We start from the raw sequence: 22,889 nt of genomic DNA on the forward strand, positions 1-22,889 counted from the left end.
TCACGTCCTCTGGTAGACCTGAGCGGTATGGCACCACCGCTCCTTGTATTCGCGATCGGCGCGGCCGAACGAGTAGCGCAGCGACTTGCCCAGCGCACGGGCGGCATCCCACTCGGCCTGGGTGTTCACGTAGCTGAGCACGCTGCCCGGGCTGAAGTCCCGGCTCTGCGGATCGACGCCGCCGTTGACGTACTCCACCGACACCCATGCCGGCGCCTGCACCTTGTAGAGCACCTGGATGGCCACCGGGGCGCCCTCGAGCTCCACCACCGAGCCGGTCATGAACTCGCGCAGGCGCGTGAACACCTCTTCCAGGTGCGCCAGGCCCGGTGCCGGGAAGTTCCAGCGACGCTGGAACAGGTCGGCGTAGTGGCCCGCCAGCTCGGCAGGCGAGAACGCCTGGACCGGTTTCAGCGTGCCGCCGGCCTCCTCCAGCAGGCGCTGTTCGCGGCGCTGGTTGTAGCGAAACTTCTTGGAGTAGTCCTCGGGCGCGCGGGCCAGCGCCAGGGCTTCGCGTTGCAGCGTGAGCGTCGGGAAGCTGGCCTGGTTGAGCGCCGACACGTAGCGCGCCTGCTGGCGCAACGGTACCTTCACCTCAGGGCTGGCGGGCAGGATGATCTCGGCATTGCCGAGGTCGAACAGCCCCTTCAGGCCACGGCGCTTGAGCACGTCCTTGGACAGCGCCAGGTGGCGCCCCCAACAGGGCACGGCGGCAACGATCTCGCCCCCGATGTCCCACCCCAGGTAGCGCACCGGGATACCGGCCAGGTCGGCCAGCCGTTCCACCACTTGGGGATGGGTCGCTACGCTGCCGCCCCAGCGGTCCCAGGCCTGTGCATAAGTGTCGGCATCGATGCTCGACCAGCCGCGTTCACGCCAGGCGCGTACCCGACTCAGCACGGCTCGACGCTCGGCGTCGGCGCAGCGTCCGGACCGTCCTCGAACTGCTTGGCGTGCAGGCGGGCATAGTGACCATTGCGCGCCAGCAGTTCGGCGTGGCTGCCGCGCTCGACGATACGGCCTTCGTCCATCACCAGGATCAGGTCGGCCTTCTCGATGGTGCTCAGGCGGTGGGCGATCACCAGGGTGGTGCGGTTCTTCATGACCTCGTCCAGCGCGCTCTGGATATGACGCTCCGACTCGGTGTCCAGGGCCGAGGTGGCCTCGTCCAGGATCAACAGCGGCGCATCCTTGAGCAACGCCCGCGCGATCGCCAGGCGCTGGCGCTGGCCACCGGAAAGCAGCACGCCGTTTTCGCCCACCAGGGTCTGGTAGCCCTCGGGCATGCGCTCGATGAACTCGTCGGCGTAGGCGGCGGCGGCCGCGCGCTTGACCTGCTCGAGCGGCGCACCGGCCAGGGCACCATAGGCGATGTTGTTGGCCACCGTGTCGTTGAACAGCGTCACCGCCTGGGTCACCAGGGCCGTGTGCCGGCGCAGGTTGTGCAGCCGGTAGTGCTGGATCTCTTCGCCATCGAGCAGGATCTGCCCCTGGCTGTGCTGGTAGAAGCGTGGCACCAGGTTGGCCAGGGTGGACTTGCCGCTGCCCGACCGGCCGACCAGGGCGACCATCTGCCCGGCCTCGGCGACGAAGCTGATGTCGTCGAGCACCTGCTTTTCGGTGCCAGGGTAGGTGAAGCTCAGGCCGCGCACTTCCAGCCGGCCGCTCACGCGCTCGGGGGCCAGTTGGCCTTCGTCGCGCTCAGCCGGTTCGTCGACCTGCTCGAAGATGCTTTCCGCGCCGGCCACGCCCTTCTGGATCGTCGAGCTGACTTCCGACAGCTGACGGATCGGCTTGGGCAGCAGGCCGGCCATGGTGATATAGGCGACCAGGTCGCCCGGCGAGGAATCGCCACGCAGGTACAGCACCAGGAACATGACCACGGCCATGGCCGAGTAGGTGACCAGCTGCAGGGTCGGCGTGTAGACCGCGCCGGTCTTGGTCATCTTCAACTGCTTGTCGGTGTTGTTCTGGCTGGCCTTGGCGAAGCGCTGCTCCTCGTACTGTTCGCCACCGAAGCTGCGCACCACACGGAACCCGTGGATAGTCTCGGACGCCACATGGGTCACGTCGCCCATGGCCACCTGGATCTTCTTGCTCTGCTTGCGGAACTTGCGGCTGGTGCTGTTCACCATCAGGCCGATCAGCGGCAGGATGGCCAGCATCACCAGGGTCAGCTTCCAGTTCATCCACAGCAGCGAGACGAACAGGAAGATGACCGTCATGCCTTCGCGGATCACCACCTTGATGGCGTCGGTCGCCGCGCCCGTCACCATGGTGACGTTGAAGGTGATGCGCGAGATCAGGTGACCGGAGTTGTGGTTGTCCAGGTACGACGTGGGCAGCTTCAGCAGCTTGTTGAACAGCAGCACGCGCAGGTCATGGATCAGCCCGAGCGACACGCGGGCCAGGAAGAAATTGCCCAGGTAGGAGCCGATGCCCTGCAACAGGGCGATCAACACGATCATCAGCGGCACGGCCTGCAGCAGCTGCAGCTCGGGCAGCCAGGCATGACCGGCGAACAGCCGGGCCTCGGGGTTGCCCAGGCCATCGACGAAGTACTTGAGAATGTAGGCCAGCATCGGCTGCGTCGAGGCGAAGATCAGGAAGCCGAAGATGCTCAACAGGAACAGCCCGATATAGGGCCGGACATAGCTCAGAAGGCGCAGGTAGATCGTGAGCGTCGATTGCGCGTGAGGGTCGGGTCGACTCATGGGTTTCCAGTACATGACGGCGTGAAACGGCAATGGTAACACAGCCAAAACGGGGCCCGAATGAAGGTCATCGGCCTCCCCTGCCCCGGCAACTGCGGTACCATGGCGGGCTCATTTGCCGAGGAAACGCCATGCAGCCACTGGACCACACCGCCTACCTGACCCTGCGTGAAGGCGCGCGCGTGATCGAGGCCGATGGCTCGGGCGACAAGGTGCTGCAGATGCCGGACGGACGCTTTCTCAAGCTGTTCCGGCGCAAGCGCTGGCTGACCTCGGCAGCCCTGTTCCCCTATGCCCAGCGCTTTGCCGACAACGCACGGCGGCTGCGTGCGCTAGGTATCGAGACGCCCGAAGTGCTGGCGGTGTACCGGATCAAGAGCATCGAGCGCGATGGCGTCTACTACGCGCCGCTGGCAGGCTCGACCCTGCGCCAGCTGATCCAGCAGGGCACGGCCACCGACACGCTGCGCGAGCGCTATGGCGCGTTCGTCGCCCGGCTGCATGACCAAGGCGTGTACTTTCGCTCGCTGCACCTGGGCAATGTGGTGCTGACCCCGGCCCAGGTCCTGGGCCTGATCGACATCGCCGACCTCAGTCAGCGGGGTCGGGCGCTCGGTCCGAACAAGCGGCTGCGCAACTTCCAGCACATGCTGCGCTACCGCGAAGACCGTGCCTGGCTGCGCGGCGACGATGCGGGGCAGGCCTTCCTGCGCGGCTACGCGGCGTCCTTGCCGCACAAGCCTGGCTACGAGCGTCTGGTGGCGCAGGTGTCGACGCTGCTCGCCGACGCTCCGCCCAACCCCTAGGCACCACCCCCTAAGGGCCGACCACCAGCACGGTGTCACCCTTGCGATTGGCGAAGCTGGCCAGCACGCGCAGCGGATGCTGCTTCAGCCAGTCCTGGAGCCAGGGCTCGTCGGGCTCGGCCTCGATGACGAAATAGCGATAGCTGTCCGCCAGTTCCGGCCCCATGGCGGCCTCACGGGTCAGGTCGCTGAGTTCATAGCCGCGCCCGGCGTAATAGCCGATGCGGCCGTCTTCGTAGAAGATCGAAGCCTGCGCCGGGGTATGGGCCGCGACCCAATGGCCCGCCTCGACGTAATGCGTCTTGCGGGCACCCAGGGAGATCACGTTCGCCAGCATCACCAGCAGGCCGACCAGCGCCAGGGCCTTGCCCAGACGTGGATGCGCCTGATGGAACAGGTGCAGCCCCATCGCCAGCAACGGCACCAGCAGCAGCACCAGCAGGCTCAGGTAGCGACTGTTCATGAACTGCGCGCGGATGAAGAACAGCATCAGCACGACCAGGTAGACCAGCGCCGTGAGCGCCAGGACCCGGTACTCGCGCCAGTAGCGTGCCCAGGCCGCCCAGGCGCGCCGATCGAGAAAGGCCAGGGCGCCCGGCCCCATGAGGCTGACGCACTTGATCAGCAGCGCGCCGCTCAGGCCGATGAAGATGATCCGCCCGGCTTCGTTGGCCGAGTACTTGTTGACCAGCGAATCGGCGAATTGATGGCTCAGTTGATTGAAGGCGCCGAACAGGCCGGCAGGCCGGATCAGCTCCAGGTAGTAGTCGAGCCGACGCGCATCCAGTACGCCCCACCCCGTCAGCGCCAGCACACCCGCAATGCCCACCAAGACCGGCAGCCAGGCGACCTGTACGAATCGCTGCCGCTGCCCGGCCGTCCACAGCGCAGCCACCTGCCAGAGCAGCACGCAGCCGCCGACCAGAACGGCCTCCAGACGGAACAGGCTGCCCAGGCCGACCGCCAGGGAAATGGCCGCCGCCAGCCCCCAGCCGCCTCGCGCCTGCCAACGCATCGCCAGCCAGAGCGCCAGGGTGCAGAAGAACCAGAAGCCGGACTCGCGAATGATGTCGCCGCGGAACTGGTTCACCGCCGGCATCGCCAGCACGATCCAGCAGGCCCAATAGGCGGCCTGGGGCGCACGCTGCCGGACCAGGTCGACCATCAAGGCGCAGGTGCCGGCCGCGAACAGCACCGACCACAAGTAGGCGCAATACTCCAGCGGCAGCCGCAACACGGCATGGGTGCCAGCCAGCAGTAGCGGATACCAGGGCCAGTCGAAACGTGCCTGCACCCCAGCCAGGTCGTGCTCGCCGGCCTGGCGCGCCAGGTCCAGGTAGAACGCGCCATCGCGCCCGACCGTCACGACCCCCGCGATGGCGATGATCGACAGCACCAGGCTGCCGAAGAAGGCCAGCCAGGCAGGGTCGAAACGCTCGAGCGCACGCGACGTGGCAGGACTCGGACGGACAGAAGAGCGTTCGGAGCGCATGGATCAGACCTTGGGAAATGAATGCCGCGGGGTGGGGCACTGCGGTCGACGGTAAGTGCCGCACGACGATGAAAACGCCTGCACGCTCGTTCCTTGAGCGCAGACCGTCACTTGAACAGGCACCGCAGGGCTTTGCGCGTGTAGGACCAGCGCCTGACCGAGCAGGGGTCGTAGCGCAGGGCCTGCAGGTAGAGCCGCTTGGCCCGCGCATAGTCACCGGCGCCATAGCAGTCGCGAAACAGCGAGAGGCAGCGCTGGGTCAGGAAGGCCTGGCGCAGGCCATGCAACGCGGCAGGCAGACGAGCGGGCGAAAAGACCTCGTCGACCATTTCGATGCCGGCCGCCAGGCTTTGCTTGAGATCGTGTCGCATGCTGTCGTGGTGCTTGTAGATCACGGCCAGGGGGCGATCGATGATGGTGCACTCGAAGCGCGCCAGCACCTGGGCGAAGACCGGGATGTCCTCGACGTTGCGCAGGTGTTCCGGGTAGGTGCCCGGCCCGAACACGTCCCGGTGCATGGCGCAGGCGCCGTTGGACAGCGAAACGCTCTTGTCTATCAGGTAGCCGCGGACGCGGGCATAAGGCGAGGCTGGCAAGGGTCGGGCCGTGTGCAGCGCACGCGCGCCATTCTCGAAGACCGACCAGTGCCCGCCGATGACCATGCGCGTGGTCGGGTGGGCCTCGATGTGCAGGCGCAGCGCGTCCAGCGCACCAGGCGCCATCTCGTCGTCGGCATCGAGAAAGATCAGGTACTGCCCACGTGACTCGGCGATGCCCAGGTTACGCACCGAGGACAAGCCGCCATTGGCCTTGCGCACGGCGCGAAAGCGCCCGGGATGCTGCTGCGACAGCTGGTGCAGCACCTCGGGCGTATCGTCCGTGGAGCCGTCGTCGATGACCATCAGGTCACAGTCGACGTCCAGTTGCGCCAGGACGGAGGTGACCGCCCTGGGCAAGACCTTGGCGTAGTTGTACGCAGGAATAACGACGCTGATCAGCACGTCAGTCGTCTGCATATCCGTTCGCGCCCTCTTTGACCACCAGGATGTCTTCCATGATCAAGTATTGCAGGTCCGAACCGAAGAACATGTTCAAGGCATCGGTCGGCGAGCAGATCATCGGCTCGCCACGCCGGTTGAGCGAGGTGTTCAGCGAGACGCCGTTGCCGGTCAGCGCTTCCAGGGCCTTCATCATGTCGTAGTAGCGCGGGTTGTACTCGCGCTTGAGCACCTGCGCCCGCGACGTGCCGTCCTCGTGGACGACTTCCGGCACGCGGGTCTTCCACTCTTCGGCGACTTCGAAGGTGAAGGTCATGAACGGTGCCGGGTGATCGATCTTGATCATCTGCGGCGCCACGGTGTCGAGCATCGACGGGCAGAACGGTCTCCAGCGCTCGCGGAACTTGATCTGCTCGTTGATCCGGTCGGCCACGCCGGTGGCGCTCGGGCAGCCGATGATCGAACGGCCACCGAGTGCACGCGGCCCGAACTCCATGCGCCCCTGGAACCAGGCGACCGGGTTGCCGTCGACCATGATTCTGGCGATGCGCTCGGGCATGTCGTCGATCCGGCGCCATACCGGTTTGCTCGGGTGACGGGCACACGCGGCGATGACGTCCTCGTTGGAGTAGGCCGGGCCGAGGTAGACGTGTTCCATCTTCTCCACCGGCACGCCGCGGGCATGGGACACGTAGGCCGCGGCGCCCACGGCGGTGCCGGCATCGCCGGACGCCGGCTGGACGAACAGTTCCTTGACGTCGGCGCGGTCGATGATCTTCTGGTTGAGCTTGACGTTCAGCGCACAGCCGCCGGCGAAGGCCAGCTTGCCGGTTTCCTTGAGGGTGTCGCTCAGGTAGTGATCGATCATCTGCAAGGCCAGCTTCTCGAACAGCGCCTGCATGCTGGCCGCGTAGTGGATGTACGGCTCGTCGGCCACATCGCCTTCACGCTTGGGGCCCAGCCATTCGATCAGCTTGGGCGTGAAGTAGAAGCCCTTGCCCTTCTCTTTGTAGCGGCGCAGGCCGATGACGTTGGCGTACTCGGTGTTGATCACCAGTTCGCCGTTCTCGAAGCTGGCCAGACGCGAGAAGTCGTACTTGCTGGCGTCGCCGTAGGGCGCCATGCCCATGACCTTGAACTCGCCATCGAGCATCTCGAAGCCCAGGAATTCGGTGATCGCGCCGTACAGGCCGCCCAGCGAATCCGGGTCGAAGAATTCCTTGATCTTGTGGATGCGGCCGTTTTCGCCGTAGCCGAAGAAGGTGGTGGCGTACTCGCCCTTGCCGTCGATGCCGAGGATCGCGGTCTTTTCCTTGAAGCCCGAGCAGTGGTAGGCGCTGGAGGCGTGGGCCAGGTGGTGCTCGACCGGCTCGATCTTGATCTTCTTCGGATCGAAGCCCAGCTGCTCCAGGCACCAGACGATCTTCTTGCGGTAGCGCTTGTAGCGGCGGTTGCCCATCAACAGGGCGTCCAGCGCACGGTCCGGGGCGTACCAGTAGCGCTTGGCGTAGTGCCAGCGTGCCTTGCCGAACAGGCTGATGGGTGCGAAGGGAATGGCGACCACGTCGACATCCGACGGCTTGATGCCGGCCTGTTCCAGGCAGAACTTCGCCGATTCGTAGGGCATGCGGTTCTTCGCATGCTTGTCACGCACGAAGCGTTCCTCTTCGGCAGCGGCAATCAGCTTGCCGTCGATGTACAGGGCCGCGGAAGGGTCATGGCTGAGGGCGCCGGACAGGCCAAGAATCGTCAATGCCAAGGGTCTAGCCTCTTCATTCGGTAAAGATGCGCCTCGGCCTCATGGGGCGGATGGCGACTAAAGGGGCGGGATTATAACGCAAAGCGGCGGTGGGGTAATGCGTGGCAGGCTGTGGCCATTGACGACACGGGCCAGAGGCGCACGCTGCAAGTCAGGGCTGCAGCGCCGCCTCGACGTCCTGTCGACACCCGACGCTCCGCACTACCGTCCGCTTGCAGCTTGTGGCGTGTGGCTTCAAACCGCCAGGGGGTGGCTCACTCGGCGATGAGCCAATCCATCCGCCAGCTGCCGTGGCTCTGCGCCAGCTCCCCGGCCAGCCACGGCAGCAGTTCGCGCAGCTCTTCCTCCAGGCCCCAGGGCGGGTTGGTGATCGCCAGACCCGACCCATTGAGGCCCTGCGGGCTGTCCTGGGGATGGACGTACAGCTCGACCCGCAGCAGTTTCGGTGCGCCGGTGCTGGTCAGGTCCTGGTAGAAGCGCGTCAACTGTCGCTGGTCCTTGATCGGATACCAGAGGGCGACCACGGTCTGACGCATGCGGCCGATGGCCTCTTTCACCGACTGGGTGCAGCGCTTGAGCTCGTCGGCCTGCTCGAAAGGCGGATCGATCAGCATGATGGCGCGCTTTTCCTGCACCGGCAGCAAGGCCCGCGGTACATGCCAGCCTTCACCGAGATGGACCACCACGCGCGGGTCCTTCTTCATGTTCTCGCGCAGCAGCGGACCGTCTTCGGGGTGCTTCTCGTTGAGCAGCGCACGGTCCTGCTGGCGCATCGTGCGGCGCGCCAGCTCCGGCGAGCCGGGGTAGTAGCGCAACTGGCCGTCGGGGTTCAGCCGGCGGATCACCTTGAGGTAGTCGTCGGTCGACGCCGGCAGGTCATCGCGCCCCCACAGGCGGGCGATGCCTTCGAGATATTCGCCGGTGCGGCTGGCCTGGTCGCCTTGCAGATCGTACAGCCCCAGCCCGGCGTGGGTGTCGAGGTAGGCGAACGGCTGCTCCTTGCGCGACATCAAGGCAATGAGACGGGTCAGGACGATGTGTTTCAGGACGTCGGCGTGGTTGCCGGCGTGGAAGGCGTGACGATAGTTCATGGCGGCTCCTGCTGGGTCGCCAAGTCTAACGGTTGAGGCGCAGGCTGCAAGCGGGGGAGTGGCGAGCGGCAAGCGAGAGCATGGCCGAACGTGAGATCAGTGAATGAGCCTGCCCCTTTCGGAACAGGCCCATCCAACACGACGTGCAACTCACCGCGACTGCTTACTTCTCGCTGTGATACGCCGCGTCGGCCTTCTCGAAGCGATCGATCATGCTGGCGGTCGGACGACCCAGCTTGCTGACCAGGACGATGGCGATGCTGGCGAACAGGAAGCCTGGGATGATCTCGTACAGGCTGGAGATGGCCAGGTTCTTCCACAGGATGACGGTCAGCGCGCCGACCACGATGCCGGCCAGGGCGCCGTTGCGGGTCATGCCCTTCCACAGGACCGAGATCAGCACCACCGGACCGAAGGCGGCACCGAAGCCGGCCCAGGCGTAGGCGACCAGGCCCAGTACGCGGTTTTCCGGGTTGGCGGCCAGGGCGATGGAGACCAGCGCCACGGCCAGGACCATCAGGCGACCGACCCAGACCAGCTCACGCTGCGATGCACCTTTGCGCAGGAAGGCTTTGTAGAAGTCCTCGGTCAAAGCACTGGAGCAGACCAGCAGCTGGCAGCTCAGGGTACTCATGACGGCGGCCAGGATGGCCGACAGCAGGATGCCCGCGATCCAGGGGTTGAACAGGATCTTGGCCAGCTCGATGAACACACGCTCGTGGTTCTCGGTGACCGGGCCAGCCAGGCCCGGGTGCGCCGAGAAGTAGGCGATGCCGAAGAAGCCCACCGCGCAGGTACCGGCCAGGCACAGGATCATCCAGGTCATGGAGATGCGGCGCGCCTTGGCGATCGACTTGACCGAATCGGCGGCCATGAAGCGCGCCAGGATGTGCGGCTGACCGAAATAGCCCAGACCCCAGCCCAGCAGGGAGATGATGCCGACGAAGGTCGCGCCCTTGAACATGTCGAAATGCGCAGGATCCTGCAGCTCGATGGCTGCGAACGTGGTGTCGAACCCGCCCGTGGAGATCAGCACGATCACCGGCGTCAGGATCAGCGCGAAGATCATCAGCGAGGCTTGCACGGTATCGGTCCAGCTCACCGCCAGAAAGCCACCGATGAAGGTGTAGGCGATGGTCGCGGCGGCACCGGCCCACAGGGCGGTTTCGTACGGCATGCCGAAGGTGCTTTCGAACAGGCGCGCACCGGCAACGATGCCCGAAGCGCAGTAGATGGTGAAGAACACCAGAATCACGATGGCCGAGATGATCCGCAGCAGACCGCTCTGGTCTTCGAAGCGGCTGGCGAAGAAGTCCGGCAGCGTCAGGGCGTCGCCATTGTGCTCGGTCTGCACGCGCAGACGACCGGCGACGAACAGCCAGTTGAGGTAGGCGCCGAGGGTCAGGCCGATGGCGATCCAGGCTTCGGAAAGGCCGGACAGGTAGATGGCGCCCGGCAGGCCCATCAGCAACCAGCCACTCATGTCGGAAGCACCGGCGGACAAGGCGGTGACCACGCTGCCGAGGCTGCGACCGCCGAGAATGTAGTCGGAGAGGTTTTGCGTGGAGCGATAGGCGGCAAAGCCGATCAGCACCATTGCTGCGATGTAGATCACGAAGGTGATCGTGAGCGGATTGAATGCACCCATGTTTGTGCCCTGGCAATTTGTTGTTATCTCAGCGACCGGTAAAAAAGCCGGTTGCACCCAGGCGACGAATCCTATGCAACAACGGGAATCAGGTGCAACCATTTTTCACTTGCCAGTTGCACCTGCCCGTGCCTTTCAGATTACAGCTACGTTTTTGCTCCCTTTTGGAGCAAGAAGCATTTGATTCAGAACATTTCGCACCAAACTTGGGAATTTTCCACTTGCCTGACCCGCTATCGGACGAGTTGCACCTGTGCGTTGAACTTTTTGGGTTGCACCCGGTTGCACCTGAAATTTCCTACAGCTAATCTTGGCGCCAGCTTAAGCCACGCCTGTGGCAATAATGAGGACAAGAAAATGGCGACGACCACCCTTGGGGTCAAACTCGACGACCCGACCCGTGAACGACTCAAGAGCGCAGCGCAGTCCATCGACCGCACGCCGCATTGGTTGATCAAGCAGGCAATCTTCAATTACCTCGAGAAACTCGAGGGTGGCGCCACCTTGACCGAACTGACCGCCCAGACTTCGGCCAACGCCGACGACGCGGGTGAAGTACAGGCCGACCACGAGCATCAGTGCTTCCTCGAGTTCGCCGAAAGCATCCTGCCGCAATCGGTGCTGCGCGCCGCCATCACCGGTGCCTACCGTCGCCCCGAGCAAGAAATGGTGCCGATGCTGCTGGAGCAGGCGCGCCTCACGACCGAGCAGGCCGAGGCCACCAACAAGCTCGCCGTGCGCATCGCCGACAAGCTGCGTCATCAGAAGAGCGCAGGCGGCCGGGCCGGTATCGTGCAAGGCCTGCTGCAGGAATTCTCTTTGTCCTCCCAGGAAGGCGTGGCCCTGATGTGCCTGGCCGAAGCCCTGCTGCGTATCCCCGACAAAGGTACCCGTGACGCCCTGATCCGCGACAAGATCAGCACCGGCAACTGGCAGCCGCACCTGGGCAACAGCCCATCGCTGTTCGTCAACGCCGCGACCTGGGGCCTGCTGCTGACCGGCAAGCTGGTCTCCACGCACAACGAGTCGGGCCTGTCGTCCTCGCTCAGCCGCATCATCGGCAAGAGCGGCGAACCGATGATCCGCAAGGGCGTCGACATGGCCATGCGCCTGATGGGCGAGCAGTTCGTCACCGGCGAAACCATCGCCGAAGCCCTGGCCAACGCCAGCCGCTTCGAGTCCAAGGGCTTCCGCTACTCCTACGACATGCTCGGCGAAGCTGCACTGACCGAGCACGACGCACAGAAATACCTGGCGTCCTACGAGCAGGCCATCCACTCGATCGGCAAGGCCTCCCACGGCCGTGGCATCTATGAAGGCCCCGGCATCTCGATCAAGCTCTCGGCGCTGCACCCGCGCTACAGCCGTGCCCAGTACGAGCGTGTGATGGAAGAGCTGTACCCGCGCCTGCTGTCGCTGACCCTGATGGCCAAGCAGTACGACATCGGCCTGAACATCGACGCCGAGGAAGCCGACCGCCTGGAGCTGTCCCTGGACCTGCTCGAGCGCCTGTGCTTCGAGCCGCAACTGGCGGGCTGGAACGGTATCGGCTTCGTCATCCAGGCCTACCAGAAACGCTGCCCGCACGTGATCGACTACGTCATCGACCTGGCCAAGCGCAGCCGTCATCGCCTGATGATCCGTCTGGTCAAGGGCGCCTACTGGGACAGCGAGATCAAGCGCGCCCAGGTCGAAGGCCTCGAGGGCTACCCGGTCTACACCCGCAAGGTCTACACCGACGTGTCCTACGTCGCCTGTGCCCGCAAGCTGCTGGCGGTGCCGGAAGCCATCTACCCGCAGTTCGCCACCCACAACGCCCACACGCTGTCGGCCATCTACCACATCGCCGGCCAGAACTACTACCCCGGCCAGTACGAGTTCCAGTGCCTGCACGGCATGGGCGAGCCGCTCTACGAGCAGGTCGTGGGCAAGGTGTCCGACGGCAAGCTGAACCGTCCGTGCCGCGTGTACGCGCCGGTCGGCACCCACGAGACCCTGCTGGCCTACCTGGTCCGCCGTCTGCTGGAAAACGGCGCCAACACCTCGTTCGTCAACCGCGTGGCCGACCATACCCTGTCGATCCAGGAACTGGTCGCCGACCCGGTCGTCAGCATCGAGCGCATGGGCACCCAGGAAGGCCGCATCGGCCTGCCGCACCCACGCATCCCGCTGCCGCGCGACCTCTATGGCACCGAGCGCGCCAACTCGGCGGGCATCGACATGTCCAACGAACACCGTCTGGCCTCGCTGTCCTGCGCCCTGCTGGCCACCGCGCACACCGACTGGAAGGCCGCGCCGCTGCTGGGCTGCGCCGCCAGTGAAGAAGCCGCTGCCCAGGTCCTGAACCCGTCGGATCATCGTGACGTGGTCGGTCATGTGCAGGAAGCCACCGTCGCCGACGCCGACAACGCCATCCAGTGCGCCGTCAACGCCGCGCCGATCTGGCAGGCCACCCCGCCTGCGGAACGCGCCGCCATCCTGGAACGCGCCGCCGACCTGATGGAAGCCGAGATCCAGCCACTGATGGGCCTGCTGGTACGCGAGGCGGGCAAGACCTACCTCAACGCCATCGCCGAAGTGCGCGAAGCCGTGGACTTCCTGCGCTACTACGCGGTGCAGGCACGCAACGACTTCAGCAACGACGCCCATCGCCCGCTCGGCCCGGTGGTCTGCATCAGCCCGTGGAACTTCCCCCTGGCGATCTTCTCCGGCCAGGTGGCCGCCGCGCTCGCCGCCGGCAACCCGGTACTGGCCAAACCGGCCGAGCAGACCCCGCTGATCGCCGCCCAGGCCGTGCGCCTGCTGCTGGAAGCCGGCATTCCGGAAGGCGTGCTGCAACTGCTGCCAGGCCGTGGCGAGACCGTCGGTGCGCGCCTGGTCGGTGACGATCGCGTCAAGGGCGTGATGTTCACCGGCTCCACCGAGGTTGCCCGTCTGCTGCAACGCAACGTCGCCGGTCGCCTGGACGCCCAGGGCCGTCCGATCCCGCTGATCGCCGAAACCGGTGGCCAGAACGCGATGATCGTCGACTCCTCCGCGCTGACCGAACAGGTGGTGGTGGACGTGGTGTCCTCGGCCTTCGACAGTGCCGGCCAGCGCTGCTCGGCGCTGCGTGTCCTGTGCGTGCAGGAAGACGCCGCCGACCGCGTGATCGAAATGCTCAAGGGCGCCATGGCGCAGAGCCGTCTCGGCAACCCCGAGCGCCTGTCCGTGGACATCGGCCCGGTGATCGACGCCGAAGCCAAGCAGGGCATCGAGAAGCACATCCAGGGCATGCGCGCCAAAGGCCGCTCCATCTACCAGATGGCCCTGGCCGATGCCGAGGAATGCAAGCGTGGCACCTTCGTCATGCCGACCCTGATCGAGCTGGAAAGCTTCGACGAGCTGCAGCGTGAGATCTTCGGCCCGGTCCTGCACGTGGTGCGCTACAACCGCCGCAACCTCGACCAACTGATCGAACAGATCAACGCCTCCGGCTATGGCCTGACCCTGGGCGTGCACACCCGGATCGACGAAACCATCGCCAAGGTGGTGGAGAACGTCAACGCCGGCAACATGTACGTCAACCGCAACATCGTCGGTGCCGTGGTCGGCGTCCAGCCGTTCGGTGGTGAAGGCCTGTCGGGCACCGGCCCGAAAGCCGGCGGCCCGCTGTACCTGTTCCGCCTGTTGTCGACCCGTCCGGCCGATGCCATCTCGCGTCACTTCGAACGCGTCGACGGCGACACACCGCTGGACAACCCGGCCCGTGCCCAGCTGCTTCAGCCGCTGCAGGGCTACAAGGCCTGGGCCAACAGCAACCAGCTGAACGACCTGGCAGCCCTGTGCGACAGCTTCGTCCAGCAGTCGCAGACCGGCATCAACCGCCTGCTGCCCGGCCCGACCGGCGAGCGCAACAGCTACACCATCCTGCCGCGCGAGCACGTGCTGTGCCTGGCCGACAGCGAGGCGGACCTGCAGGCGCAACTGGCGGCGGTCCTGGCCGTCGGCAGCTCGGCACTGTTCGAGGACAACGAACCGGGCCGCTCGCTGCGAGCGCGCCTGCCACGGGACGTACAGGCCAAGGTCAAGCTGGTCGCCGACTGGCACAAGGACGACGTCGCCTTCGACGCCGTGCTGCACCATGGCGATTCCGACCAGCTGCGCGCGATCTGCGAGCAGGTGGCCAAGCGTGCCGGTGCGATCGTCGGCGTCCAGGGCCTGTCCAGTGGCGACCACCAGATCGCCCTGGAGCGCCTGGTGATCGAGCGCGCAGTCAGCGTCAACACGGCAGCGGCAGGCGGTAACGCCAGCCTGATGACCATCGGCTGACACTGACGGCAACACGAAAAAGCCGAGGCGGCCCATGGCTGCCTCGGCTTTTTTTTGCCCACTGCGCGGCTCGAGTCCCCGTCCGGGCAGTCTCAGAAACCAGCACTACCGAGCGTCATGGGTGCCCCCAGTTGCGACAGGGCCACCAGATGAGCGGCCCAGAACATCAGGCCCACCGCGATCCACACCCAATTACCCCACGACAAGGTCTCATTGGTCTTGCCCTCGGGATCACCGACACAGAAGTTAATCGCATGCTGGGCCAGCACGATCCACCGTACGCAAAACGCGATCGACACCAACGAGGTGAACAACGCTCGCACAGGCATCGGATCGATCGCTTCCACATAGAACATTACGTATTGCACCACGCAATATATCCAGAAGACGCAGGTCATGAGCAAGGGCGACCAGGCATAGGTTCTGCCGCTCAACTTGATCTGCTGGTCGATGCGCTTGAACAAGCCATAGAGGAAGAACGGCAGGAGTACCGTGCGCATCACCGGCCATGCGTGCTCGCCATGCTTGCGCTTGTACATCACCCAGTTCCGGGCGAACCAGTACAGCATGTAGAAGTTGGCGGTCAGGATGCTCATGATGACCAGCTTGCGTGGCGAGACCACGAAGAACATGGGTTCATCGACCGAGGTAACGGGTAGGTGCTTGACGGCATCGGTGGTGCTGACTGTGGACATGAAACGGCCCCCTCTGGAAATGAAGCCCCATTCAACGCCGCGTCCCAGGGGTTAATCTGCCCTACGCTTCCGAAACGGAGGCAGGAAGTTTCCGAAAACGCCACTAGCCCACCCGTATTCGCGCCACCCTCGCAGCCGGTTGGGTCATACTCCCGGACCTGCCACCGTGTCGCGCTCGCTGCGCGTCCTTGCCAAGGAGGTCTGCATGTTCGAGTCCAGCGCCCAATTGCGCCAACGTTTCGCCGCGTTGCGCAGCACGGCCGAGGTGTTTTCCCTGCGCCACGTGCGCCAGTCCCAGCAAAGCCTGTCGGTGCGCCGCAACGTCGTGGAGCCGCCGTTCTTCAGCCGTGACGAAGGCGCCATGCTCACCGTGCGCGTCCAGGGTGTGGAAGCCTATGCCGCCACCGCCGACCTGTCCCAGTCAGGGCTGCAGGCCGCGCTCGAGCGTGCCGAACGGCTGGCGCGGCAGATCGCGCGCTACAGCCTGCTCGACCTCAGCGGCCAGCCGGCGCCCACGGCCCGCCATGACCACGTTTCGCCCAACCTGGAGCAACCGCTGCCCACGCTGAGCCACTGGCTGGAGCTGCTGGCGACGGAGTCGGCCAGGGTGCCGAAGGACGAGCGTCTGGTGGACTGGCAGGCGAGCCTGGGCATCACCGAGGTGGAGCAGATCTACCTGAACAGCGCCGGTGCCGAACTGCGTCAGGCCCAGCGCTTCCTGTTCCCTGGCATGAGCGTCACCGCCAGCGACGGGCGCGACAGCCAGAGCCGCAGCCTGGGCCGGGAGAACTTCGGCCAGCAGGGCGGGGCCGAGGTGGTCGAGCAGTGCGGCCTGATCGGTGCCGGCGCCCAGGTGGCCGATGAAGCCTTGCAGCTGCTGTTGGCGCCCAACACGCCCAGCGGCGCCCGCGACCTGCTGCTGATGCCCGATCAGATGAGCCTGCAGATCCACGAATCCATCGGTCACCCGCTGGAGATGGACCGTATCCTCGGCGATGAGCGCAACTATGCCGGCACCAGCTTCGTCACGCCGGCGGACTTCGGCCACCTGCGCTACGGCTCGCCCCTGCTCGACGTGACGTTCGATCCGACGCTGCCCGAAGAGCTGGCCAGCTACAGCCACGACGATGAGGGGACGCCGGCCAGCAAGCAGTTCCTGATCCGCGAGGGCATGCTGCTGCGTCCATTGGGCGGCGCCCTGTCCCAGGCACGTTCGGGCCTCGACGGCGTGGCCAACAGCCGCGCCAGCAGCTGGAACCGCGCGCCGATCGATCGCATGGCCAACCTCAACATCGAACCCGGGACGCAGAGCCTGCACCAACTGATCGGTAGCGTGGAACGTGGCATCCTGATGCGCACCAACCGGTCGTGGTCCATCGACGATGCCCGCAACAAGTTCCAGTTCGGCTGTGAATGGGGCCAGTTGATCGAGGACGGCGAACTCAAGGGCGTGGTGAAGAACCCCAACTACCGGGGCATTTCCGCCCGCTTCTGGCGCAGCCTGATCGGCGTGGGCGACGCCTCGACCCGGCAGGTGCTCGGCACGCCCAATTGCGGCAAGGGCGAACCCAACCAGGTGATCCGCGTCGGCCATGCCTCGCCGGCGTGCCTGTTCAGCCAGATCGATGTCTTCGGAGGCCAGGCCTGATGCAACGCACCCCACGCGATCGTTTCGACATCCTGGTCCAGGACCTGCACCAGGCGCTGCAACCCGACGAGCACTTCACGCTCGGCTATGAGGCCGAGTGTTCACAGTTCATCCGCTTCAACCACGGCAAGGTCCGCCAGGCCGGCCAGGTCGAACAGGCCATGGCGAGCCTGCGCCTGCTGCAGGCAGGCCGCCAGGCGCACCTGACCTTCACCCTGTGCGGGGAGGCGGCGCTCGACCGTGCCCGCCTGCACGAGGCCCTGGCCCAACTGCGCCAGACCTTGCCGCTGCTGCCGGAGGATCCCTGGCTGAGCCTGGATGACCGTGCCTGGCAGAGCCTCAGCGAACAGCTGCACCCCCTGCCCGACGGCGAGACGGTCCTGGACCAGCTGCAGCACGCGGCCGACGGGCTGGACCTGGTCGGCATCTACGCCGCCGGGCCGATCAGCCGAGGCTTCGCCAGCTCGGCCGGTGCGCGCGGCTGGCACGAGGCGAGCAGCTTCAACCTGGACTGGAGCGTATTCCACGCCAACGGTCAGGCCGTTAAGGCCAACTATGCCGGGCAGGTCTGGTGTCCAGACGCCTTCGCGGCGCGCCTGGATCACTGCCGTACGCAGCTCGACGCCCTCGGGCGCCCGACCCTGACCCTCGCCCCAGGTCGCTACCGCGCCTACCTGGCCCCGGCGGCGCTGGACGAAATCGCCGGCCTGCTGGCCTGGGGTGGCTTCTCGGCGCAGGCGCTGGCCAGCGGGAACAGCGCGTTGCAACGGCTGTACGCCGGCGAGGCGCACCTGGCCCCGATGGTGTCGCTGCACGAACAGGTCAGCGGCTCGCTGAGCCCGGCCTTCTCCGACGAGGGCTCGCCGCGCCAGGACGTCCGCCTGGTCGACCGCGGCCGCGCCGACGGACGCCTGGTCAGCGCCCGCAGCGCCGTCGAGCTTGCCCTGGGCGCGAACGGTGCCGACAGTGGCGAGTCGCCCTGTGCGCTCAGCCTTGCCTCCGGCACCCTGGCCCAGGCGGACATCCTCGCGCATCTGGGGACCGGCCTCTACATCAGCAACCTCTGGTACCTCAACTACTCCGACCTGCCCGCCGCGCAGATGACCGGCCTGACGCGCTTCGCCACCTTCTGGGTGGAAGACGGAAAGCTTCAGGCACCGGTGTCGACCATGCGTTTCGACGACAGCCTGTACGACCTGCTTGGCGACCAGCTGGAGGCCCTGACCTGCGAGCGCGAGCTGATCCTCTCGACCAGCACCTACGGTCAGCGACAGACCGGATCGAGTCATCTGCCAGGCGCGCTGGTCAAAGCCCTGACCCTGACCTTGTGACCCCCTGACGACGAGGCCACTATGCCCGAACGCATCGCGCTGGACCCGGTCACCGCCCGCTGGATCCCGTGGGTGGTGGCCATCGCTTTCTTCATGCAGTCGCTCGACGGCACCATCCTCAATACCGCACTGCCGGCCATGGCCACTTCGCTGAACGAAAACCCGCTGCGCATGCAGGGGGTGATCATCGCTTACATGCTCACGGTGGCCTTGCTGATTCCGGCTTCGGGCTGGATCGCCGACCGCTTCGGTACCAAGCGCATCTTCTTTAGCGCCATCCTGCTGTTCAGCTTCGGCTCGCTGCTCTGCGCCGCGGCCAACAGCCTGGGCTTTCTGGTGTTCGCCCGGGTGGTCCAGGGCCTGGGCGGTGCCCTGATGCTGCCGGTCGGGCGGCTGGTGGTGCTGCGTGCCTACCCACGTTCGGAGCTGGTGCGGATCCTGAGCTTCATCACCATCCCCGGGCTGCTCGGCCCGTTGCTCGGCCCGACGGTCGGCGGCTGGCTGGTGGAAGTGCTGAGCTGGCACTGGATCTTCCTGCTCAACCTGCCGGTCGGTCTCCTGGGGTGCTACGCGGTGTGGAAACTGATCCCCGACCTGCGCGGTGCCGAGCGCACACCGTTCGACGGGCCAGGCTTCCTGCTGTTCGGCGCGGCGATGGTGCTGATCACCATCGCCATGGAAGGGCTGGGCGAACTGCACCTGCCGCACCTGCGCGTGATGCTGCTGCTGTTCGCCGGCATGGCCTGCCTGGCCGCCTACTGGCTGCGTGCCGGGCGTGACCCGGATCCGTTGTTCTCGCCTCGGCTGTTCCGCGTGCGGACCTTCGCCATCGGCATCCTCGGCAACCTGTTCGCCCGCCTGGGCAGCGGCGCCCTGCCCTTCCTCGTACCCCTGCTGCTGCAGGTGGCGCTGGGCTACTCGCCGGTCGAGGCCGGCATGAGCATGATCCCGCTGGCCGCCGCTGCGATGCTGGCCAAGTCGGTGGCGCGGCCTATCATCGAGCGCCTGGGCTACCGCATCGTGCTGACCGGCAACACCTTGCTGCTCGGCCTGATGCTGGCAAGCCTGGCCCTGGTGGACGAGCAAACGCCCTATGGGTTGCTGCTGGTCCAGCTGGGCATCCTCGGGGCGATCAACTCGATGCAGTTCACCGCCATGAACACCGTGACCCTGATCGACCTGGACGACGCCAACGCCAGCAGCGGCAACAGCCTGCTGTCGGTGGTGGCGCAACTGGCGCTGAGCCTGGGCGTGGCCTGCGCCGGTGCGCTGCTCGGCGGCTTCACCGCCGCCGGCGGCGTCGATGCGGCCGAAACCACCCTGGGCGCCTTCCAGCTGACCTTCCTGACCATCGGCCTGATGTCGATGCTGGCCGCGGCGATCTTCCTACAACTGGCGCCGACGGACGGAAGGCGTGCCCCTCGTCCGGAACCGGAGATCGACGCTTAGGAACAGAGGTCGCGAGACTGGTAGACTGTGCGGCATTTTCGCTCTCAGGCCTGTCTCGTGACCACTGAATCCACCGCCTTCGCCACCCTGCCGCTGTCCGCCGCCATGCTGGCCAACCTGGACGCCCTGGGGTATGCGTCGATGACGCCCATCCAGGCGCGCAGCCTGCCTGTCATTCTCAAGGGCCAGGACCTGATCGCCCAAGCCAAGACCGGCAGCGGCAAGACCGCTGCCTTCGGCATCGGCCTGCTCAACCCGCTCAACCCTCGTTACTTCGGCTGCCAGGCGCTGGTGCTGTGCCCGACCCGCGAACTGGCCGACCAGGTGGCCAAGGAATTGCGCCGCCTGGCCCGTGCCGAAGACAACATCAAGATCCTGACCCTCTGTGGCGGCGTCTCGCTCGGCCCGCAGATCGCGTCGCTCGAGCATGGCGCGCACATCATCGTCGGCACGCCAGGGCGGATCCAGCAGCACCTGGACAAGGGCACCCTGGTGCTCGGCGGCCTCAACACCCTGGTGCTCGACGAAGCCGACCGCATGCTCGACATGGGCTTCTACGACGCCATCGCCAGCATCCTCGAGCGCACGCCCGCGCGTCGCCAGACCCTGCTGTTCTCGGCCACCTACCCGGCCGGCATCGAGCAACTGGCCGCGGCGTTCATGCGCCAGCCCCAGCAGGTCAAGGTCGAAAGCCTGCACGCCGACAACCAGATCGAGCAGCGTTTCATCGAGATCGACGCCGCGCAGCGGCTCGAGGCGGTCACCCGCGTGCTCGGGCATTTCCGTCCGCAGTCCTGCGTGGCGTTCTGCTTCACCAAGCAGCAATGCGAGGACGTGGTCGCTCACCTGCAGGCCAAGGGCATCGTCGCCCAGGCCCTGCACGGCGACCTGGAACAGCGGGACCGCGACCAGGTGCTGGCGCTGTTCGCCAACCGCAGCACCTCGGTGCTGGTGGCCACCGATGTCGCGGCGCGCGGCCTGGACATCGACGGGCTGGACATGGTGATCAACGTCGAACTGGCGCGTGATGCCGAGATCCACGTGCACCGTGTCGGCCGTACGGGCCGCGCCGGCGAAAAGGGCCTGGCCGTGAGCCTGGTGGCGCCGGCCGAGGCGCATCGCGCCCAGGCGGTCGAGCAGCTGCAACGCCAGCCATTGCGCTGGGAACAGCTCGACAGCTTGAAGAACAAGGGCGGCGAGCCGCTGCTGCCGGCGATGAGCACGCTGGCGATCGCCGCCGGGCGCAAGGACAAGCTGCGTCCGGGCGACATTCTGGGTGCGCTGACTGGCGATGCCGGGATTCCTGGCAGCCAGGTGGGCAAGATCGCCATCTTCGACTTCCAGGCCTACGTGGCGGTGGAGCGTGGCGTGGCCAAACAGGCGTTGCAGCGGCTCAACAGCGGGAAGATCAAGGGCCGGGCGCTGAAAGTGCGGATCGTGTAAGGGGCTAGCGCGAGACATTGGCTTTACGGCCCCTGCGGGGCCGATCGCGGCCGGTCCGGCGCCCCGGCAGGGGCCGCTCCTACACCCGTAGCCACATCGCAGCGCGGTTCTGTAGGAGCGGCCCCTGTGCCGCGATCAGGCCCGCAGGGGCCGTGAACCCATCACCCTAGTTTCTTGCTCCTCTGCCGAATCGAAAGACACGCCCGCCCCCACCTCCACCCTTTTCCTCACCAAGGACCCCCCGTGCAAACCACCGATGTCATCATCCTCGGTGCCGGCGCCGCCGGCCTGATGTGCGCCCACCTCGCCGCCTACCGTGGCCGGCGGGTGCTGGTGCTCGACCATGCCAACAAGCCCGGCAAAAAGATCCTCATGTCCGGCGGCGGCCGCTGCAACTTCACCAACCTGTACACCGAGCCGGCCAATTTCCTGTCGCAGAACCCGCACTTCTGCAAGTCGGCCCTGGCGCGCTACACCCAGTGGGACTTCATCGAGCTGGTGGCGCGCCATGGCGTGCCGTATCACGAGAAGAAACTGGGCCAGCTGTTCTGCGACAACAAGTCCAGCGACATCCTCGAGCTGCTGCTGAACGAGTGCGACCAGGCAGGCGCCGAGTTGCGCATGAACACCCGGATCGACCAGATCGAGCGTCTGGAAGACGGTTACCGCCTGGAAACCAGCGCTGGGCCCTTCGCCTGCCAGTCGCTGGTGATCGCCACCGGCGGGCTGTCGATCCCGACCTTGGGCGCGACCGGCTTCGGCTATCAGGTCGCGCGCCAGTTCGGGCACACCGTGCTGCCGACCTGCGCCGCGTTGGTGCCGTTCATCATCACCGAGCCCCAGCTCAAGGCACTGTGCAGCGACCTGTCCGGCACGTCCCTGGATTGCACGGCCAGCTGCAACGGCATGAGCTTCCGGGAGAACCTGCTGTTCACCCATCGCGGCCTCAGTGGCCCGGCCATCCTGCAGATTTCGTCGTTCTGGAAGGCCGGTGACACCGTCGAGATCGACCTGCTGCCCGATCGCGACGCGCTGGCGTGGCTGCGCGAACAGCAGGCCGAACGGCCCAACACCGAACTCAAGACCGTGCTGGCCGAGGCCTTCACGCGCAAGCTCGCCCACCTGCTGGCCGAGCAGTGGTTCGTGTCCAAGCCGCTGAAACAGTACACACCCACCGAGCTGGCGCAGGTCGCCGAGCGGTTGTCGGCCTGGCAACTGGTGCCGGCAGGCACCGAGGGCTACCGCACCGCCGAAGTGACCCTGGGCGGGGTCGACACCCGCGAAGTCTCGTCGAAAAGCATGGAGTCGCTGAAAAGCCCCGGGCTGTATTTCATCGGCGAAGTGCTGGATGTCAGCGGTCACCTGGGAGGGTTCAACTTCCAATGGGCCTGGGCCTCGGCCTACGCGGCCGCGCAGGTGGTCTAGGCTTCGCGCTAGAATCGCGCGGACACGGAACGCTTCTTGCTGGCCCGTGACCAAGGAGGTGTAGCACCTCCTGACCCGC

General features: G+C 66.0%; 15 protein-coding genes. 7 read left to right on the forward strand and 8 right to left on the reverse strand.

Annotated features, from left to right (window positions below):
* Nucleotides 1-900, reverse strand: coding sequence for an acetyltransferase (locus APT63_18045; protein AMA47368.1), 900 nt, complete (start codon nt 898-900; stop codon nt 1-3).
* Entirely contained in the window at nt 894-2,714 is a 1,821-nt protein-coding gene (locus tag APT63_18050) for a lipid A export permease/ATP-binding protein MsbA (protein ID AMA47369.1), read from the reverse strand. Before APT63_18050 ends, APT63_18045 begins: the two co-directional genes overlap by 7 nt.
* Before the next feature lie 131 nt (nt 2,715-2,845).
* Here APT63_18050 and APT63_18055 point away from each other — a divergent pair, with 131 nt between their 5' ends.
* Nucleotides 2,846-3,520, forward strand: a complete 675-nt coding sequence (locus tag APT63_18055) for a toluene tolerance protein (GenBank protein ID AMA47370.1) — start codon at nt 2,846-2,848, stop codon at nt 3,518-3,520.
* Nucleotides 3,521-3,530: 10 nt separating this feature from the next.
* On the opposite strand, the gene APT63_18060 is transcribed toward APT63_18055, so the two are convergent.
* The 5 genes from APT63_18060 to APT63_18080 form a co-directional block, all read right to left on the reverse strand.
* On the reverse strand, nt 3,531-5,012 hold the full coding sequence (locus APT63_18060; GenBank protein AMA47371.1) for a hypothetical protein: 1,482 nt from the start codon (nt 5,010-5,012) through the stop codon (nt 3,531-3,533).
* A 107-nt stretch (nt 5,013-5,119) separates the two neighbouring features.
* Nucleotides 5,120-6,028, reverse strand: coding sequence for a glycosyl transferase (locus tag APT63_18065; protein AMA47372.1), 909 nt, complete (start codon nt 6,026-6,028; stop codon nt 5,120-5,122).
* Nucleotides 6,015-7,769: a carbamoyltransferase gene (locus APT63_18070; GenBank protein ID AMA47373.1), complete on the reverse strand. Its 1,755-nt coding sequence runs from the start codon at nt 7,767-7,769 to the stop codon at nt 6,015-6,017. Before APT63_18070 ends, APT63_18065 begins: the two co-directional genes overlap by 14 nt.
* 254 nt (nt 7,770-8,023) lie before the next feature.
* A complete protein-coding gene (locus APT63_18075) occupies nt 8,024-8,860 on the reverse strand; it encodes a lactate dehydrogenase (GenBank protein AMA47374.1) in 837 nt (278 codons plus the stop codon).
* Between the two features lie 163 nt (nt 8,861-9,023).
* Nucleotides 9,024-10,508, reverse strand: a complete 1,485-nt coding sequence (locus tag APT63_18080; GenBank protein ID AMA47375.1) for a proline:sodium symporter PutP — start codon at nt 10,506-10,508, stop codon at nt 9,024-9,026.
* A gap of 357 nt (nt 10,509-10,865) precedes the next feature.
* Between APT63_18080 and putA the strand changes: the two genes are divergently transcribed.
* Nucleotides 10,866-14,819, forward strand: coding sequence for a trifunctional transcriptional regulator/proline dehydrogenase/L-glutamate gamma-semialdehyde dehydrogenase (gene putA / locus APT63_18085; GenBank protein AMA47376.1), 3,954 nt, complete (start codon nt 10,866-10,868; stop codon nt 14,817-14,819).
* 92 nt (nt 14,820-14,911) lie between these two features.
* Here putA and APT63_18090 read toward each other — a convergent pair whose 3' ends face one another.
* Nucleotides 14,912-15,514: a hypothetical protein gene (locus tag APT63_18090; protein AMA47377.1), complete on the reverse strand. Its 603-nt coding sequence runs from the start codon at nt 15,512-15,514 to the stop codon at nt 14,912-14,914.
* A gap of 205 nt (nt 15,515-15,719) precedes the next feature.
* On the opposite strand from APT63_18090, the gene APT63_18095 reads away from it, so the two are divergent.
* The 5 genes from APT63_18095 (at nt 15,720) to APT63_18115 (ending at nt 22,810) form a co-directional block, all read left to right on the forward strand.
* Nucleotides 15,720-17,162, forward strand: a complete 1,443-nt coding sequence (locus APT63_18095) for a peptidase C69 (protein AMA47378.1) — start codon at nt 15,720-15,722, stop codon at nt 17,160-17,162.
* Nucleotides 17,162-18,493 (forward strand): Zn-dependent protease, encoded by a 1,332-nt coding sequence (locus APT63_18100; GenBank protein AMA47379.1) that lies wholly within the window; start codon nt 17,162-17,164, stop codon nt 18,491-18,493. Before APT63_18095 ends, APT63_18100 begins: the two co-directional genes overlap by 1 nt.
* A 21-nt stretch (nt 18,494-18,514) precedes the next feature.
* Nucleotides 18,515-19,942, forward strand: coding sequence for an EmrB/QacA subfamily drug resistance transporter (locus APT63_18105; protein ID AMA47380.1), 1,428 nt, complete (start codon nt 18,515-18,517; stop codon nt 19,940-19,942).
* 57 nt (nt 19,943-19,999) lie between these two features.
* Complete coding sequence (locus tag APT63_18110) at nt 20,000-21,385, forward strand: ATP-dependent RNA helicase (protein AMA47381.1); 1,386 nt, start codon at nt 20,000-20,002, stop codon at nt 21,383-21,385.
* 243 nt (nt 21,386-21,628) lie between these two features.
* The gene (locus tag APT63_18115) at nt 21,629-22,810 is read left to right on the forward strand and encodes a hypothetical protein (GenBank protein AMA47382.1); all 1,182 of its coding nucleotides are present in this window, start codon (nt 21,629-21,631) and stop codon (nt 22,808-22,810) included.
* The last annotated feature ends 79 nt before the right edge of the window (nt 22,811-22,889 follow it).

Origin of the sequence: Pseudomonas monteilii, assembly GCA_001534745.1 — a bacterium.
GTDB lineage: Bacteria > Pseudomonadota > Gammaproteobacteria > Pseudomonadales > Pseudomonadaceae > Aquipseudomonas > Aquipseudomonas alabamensis.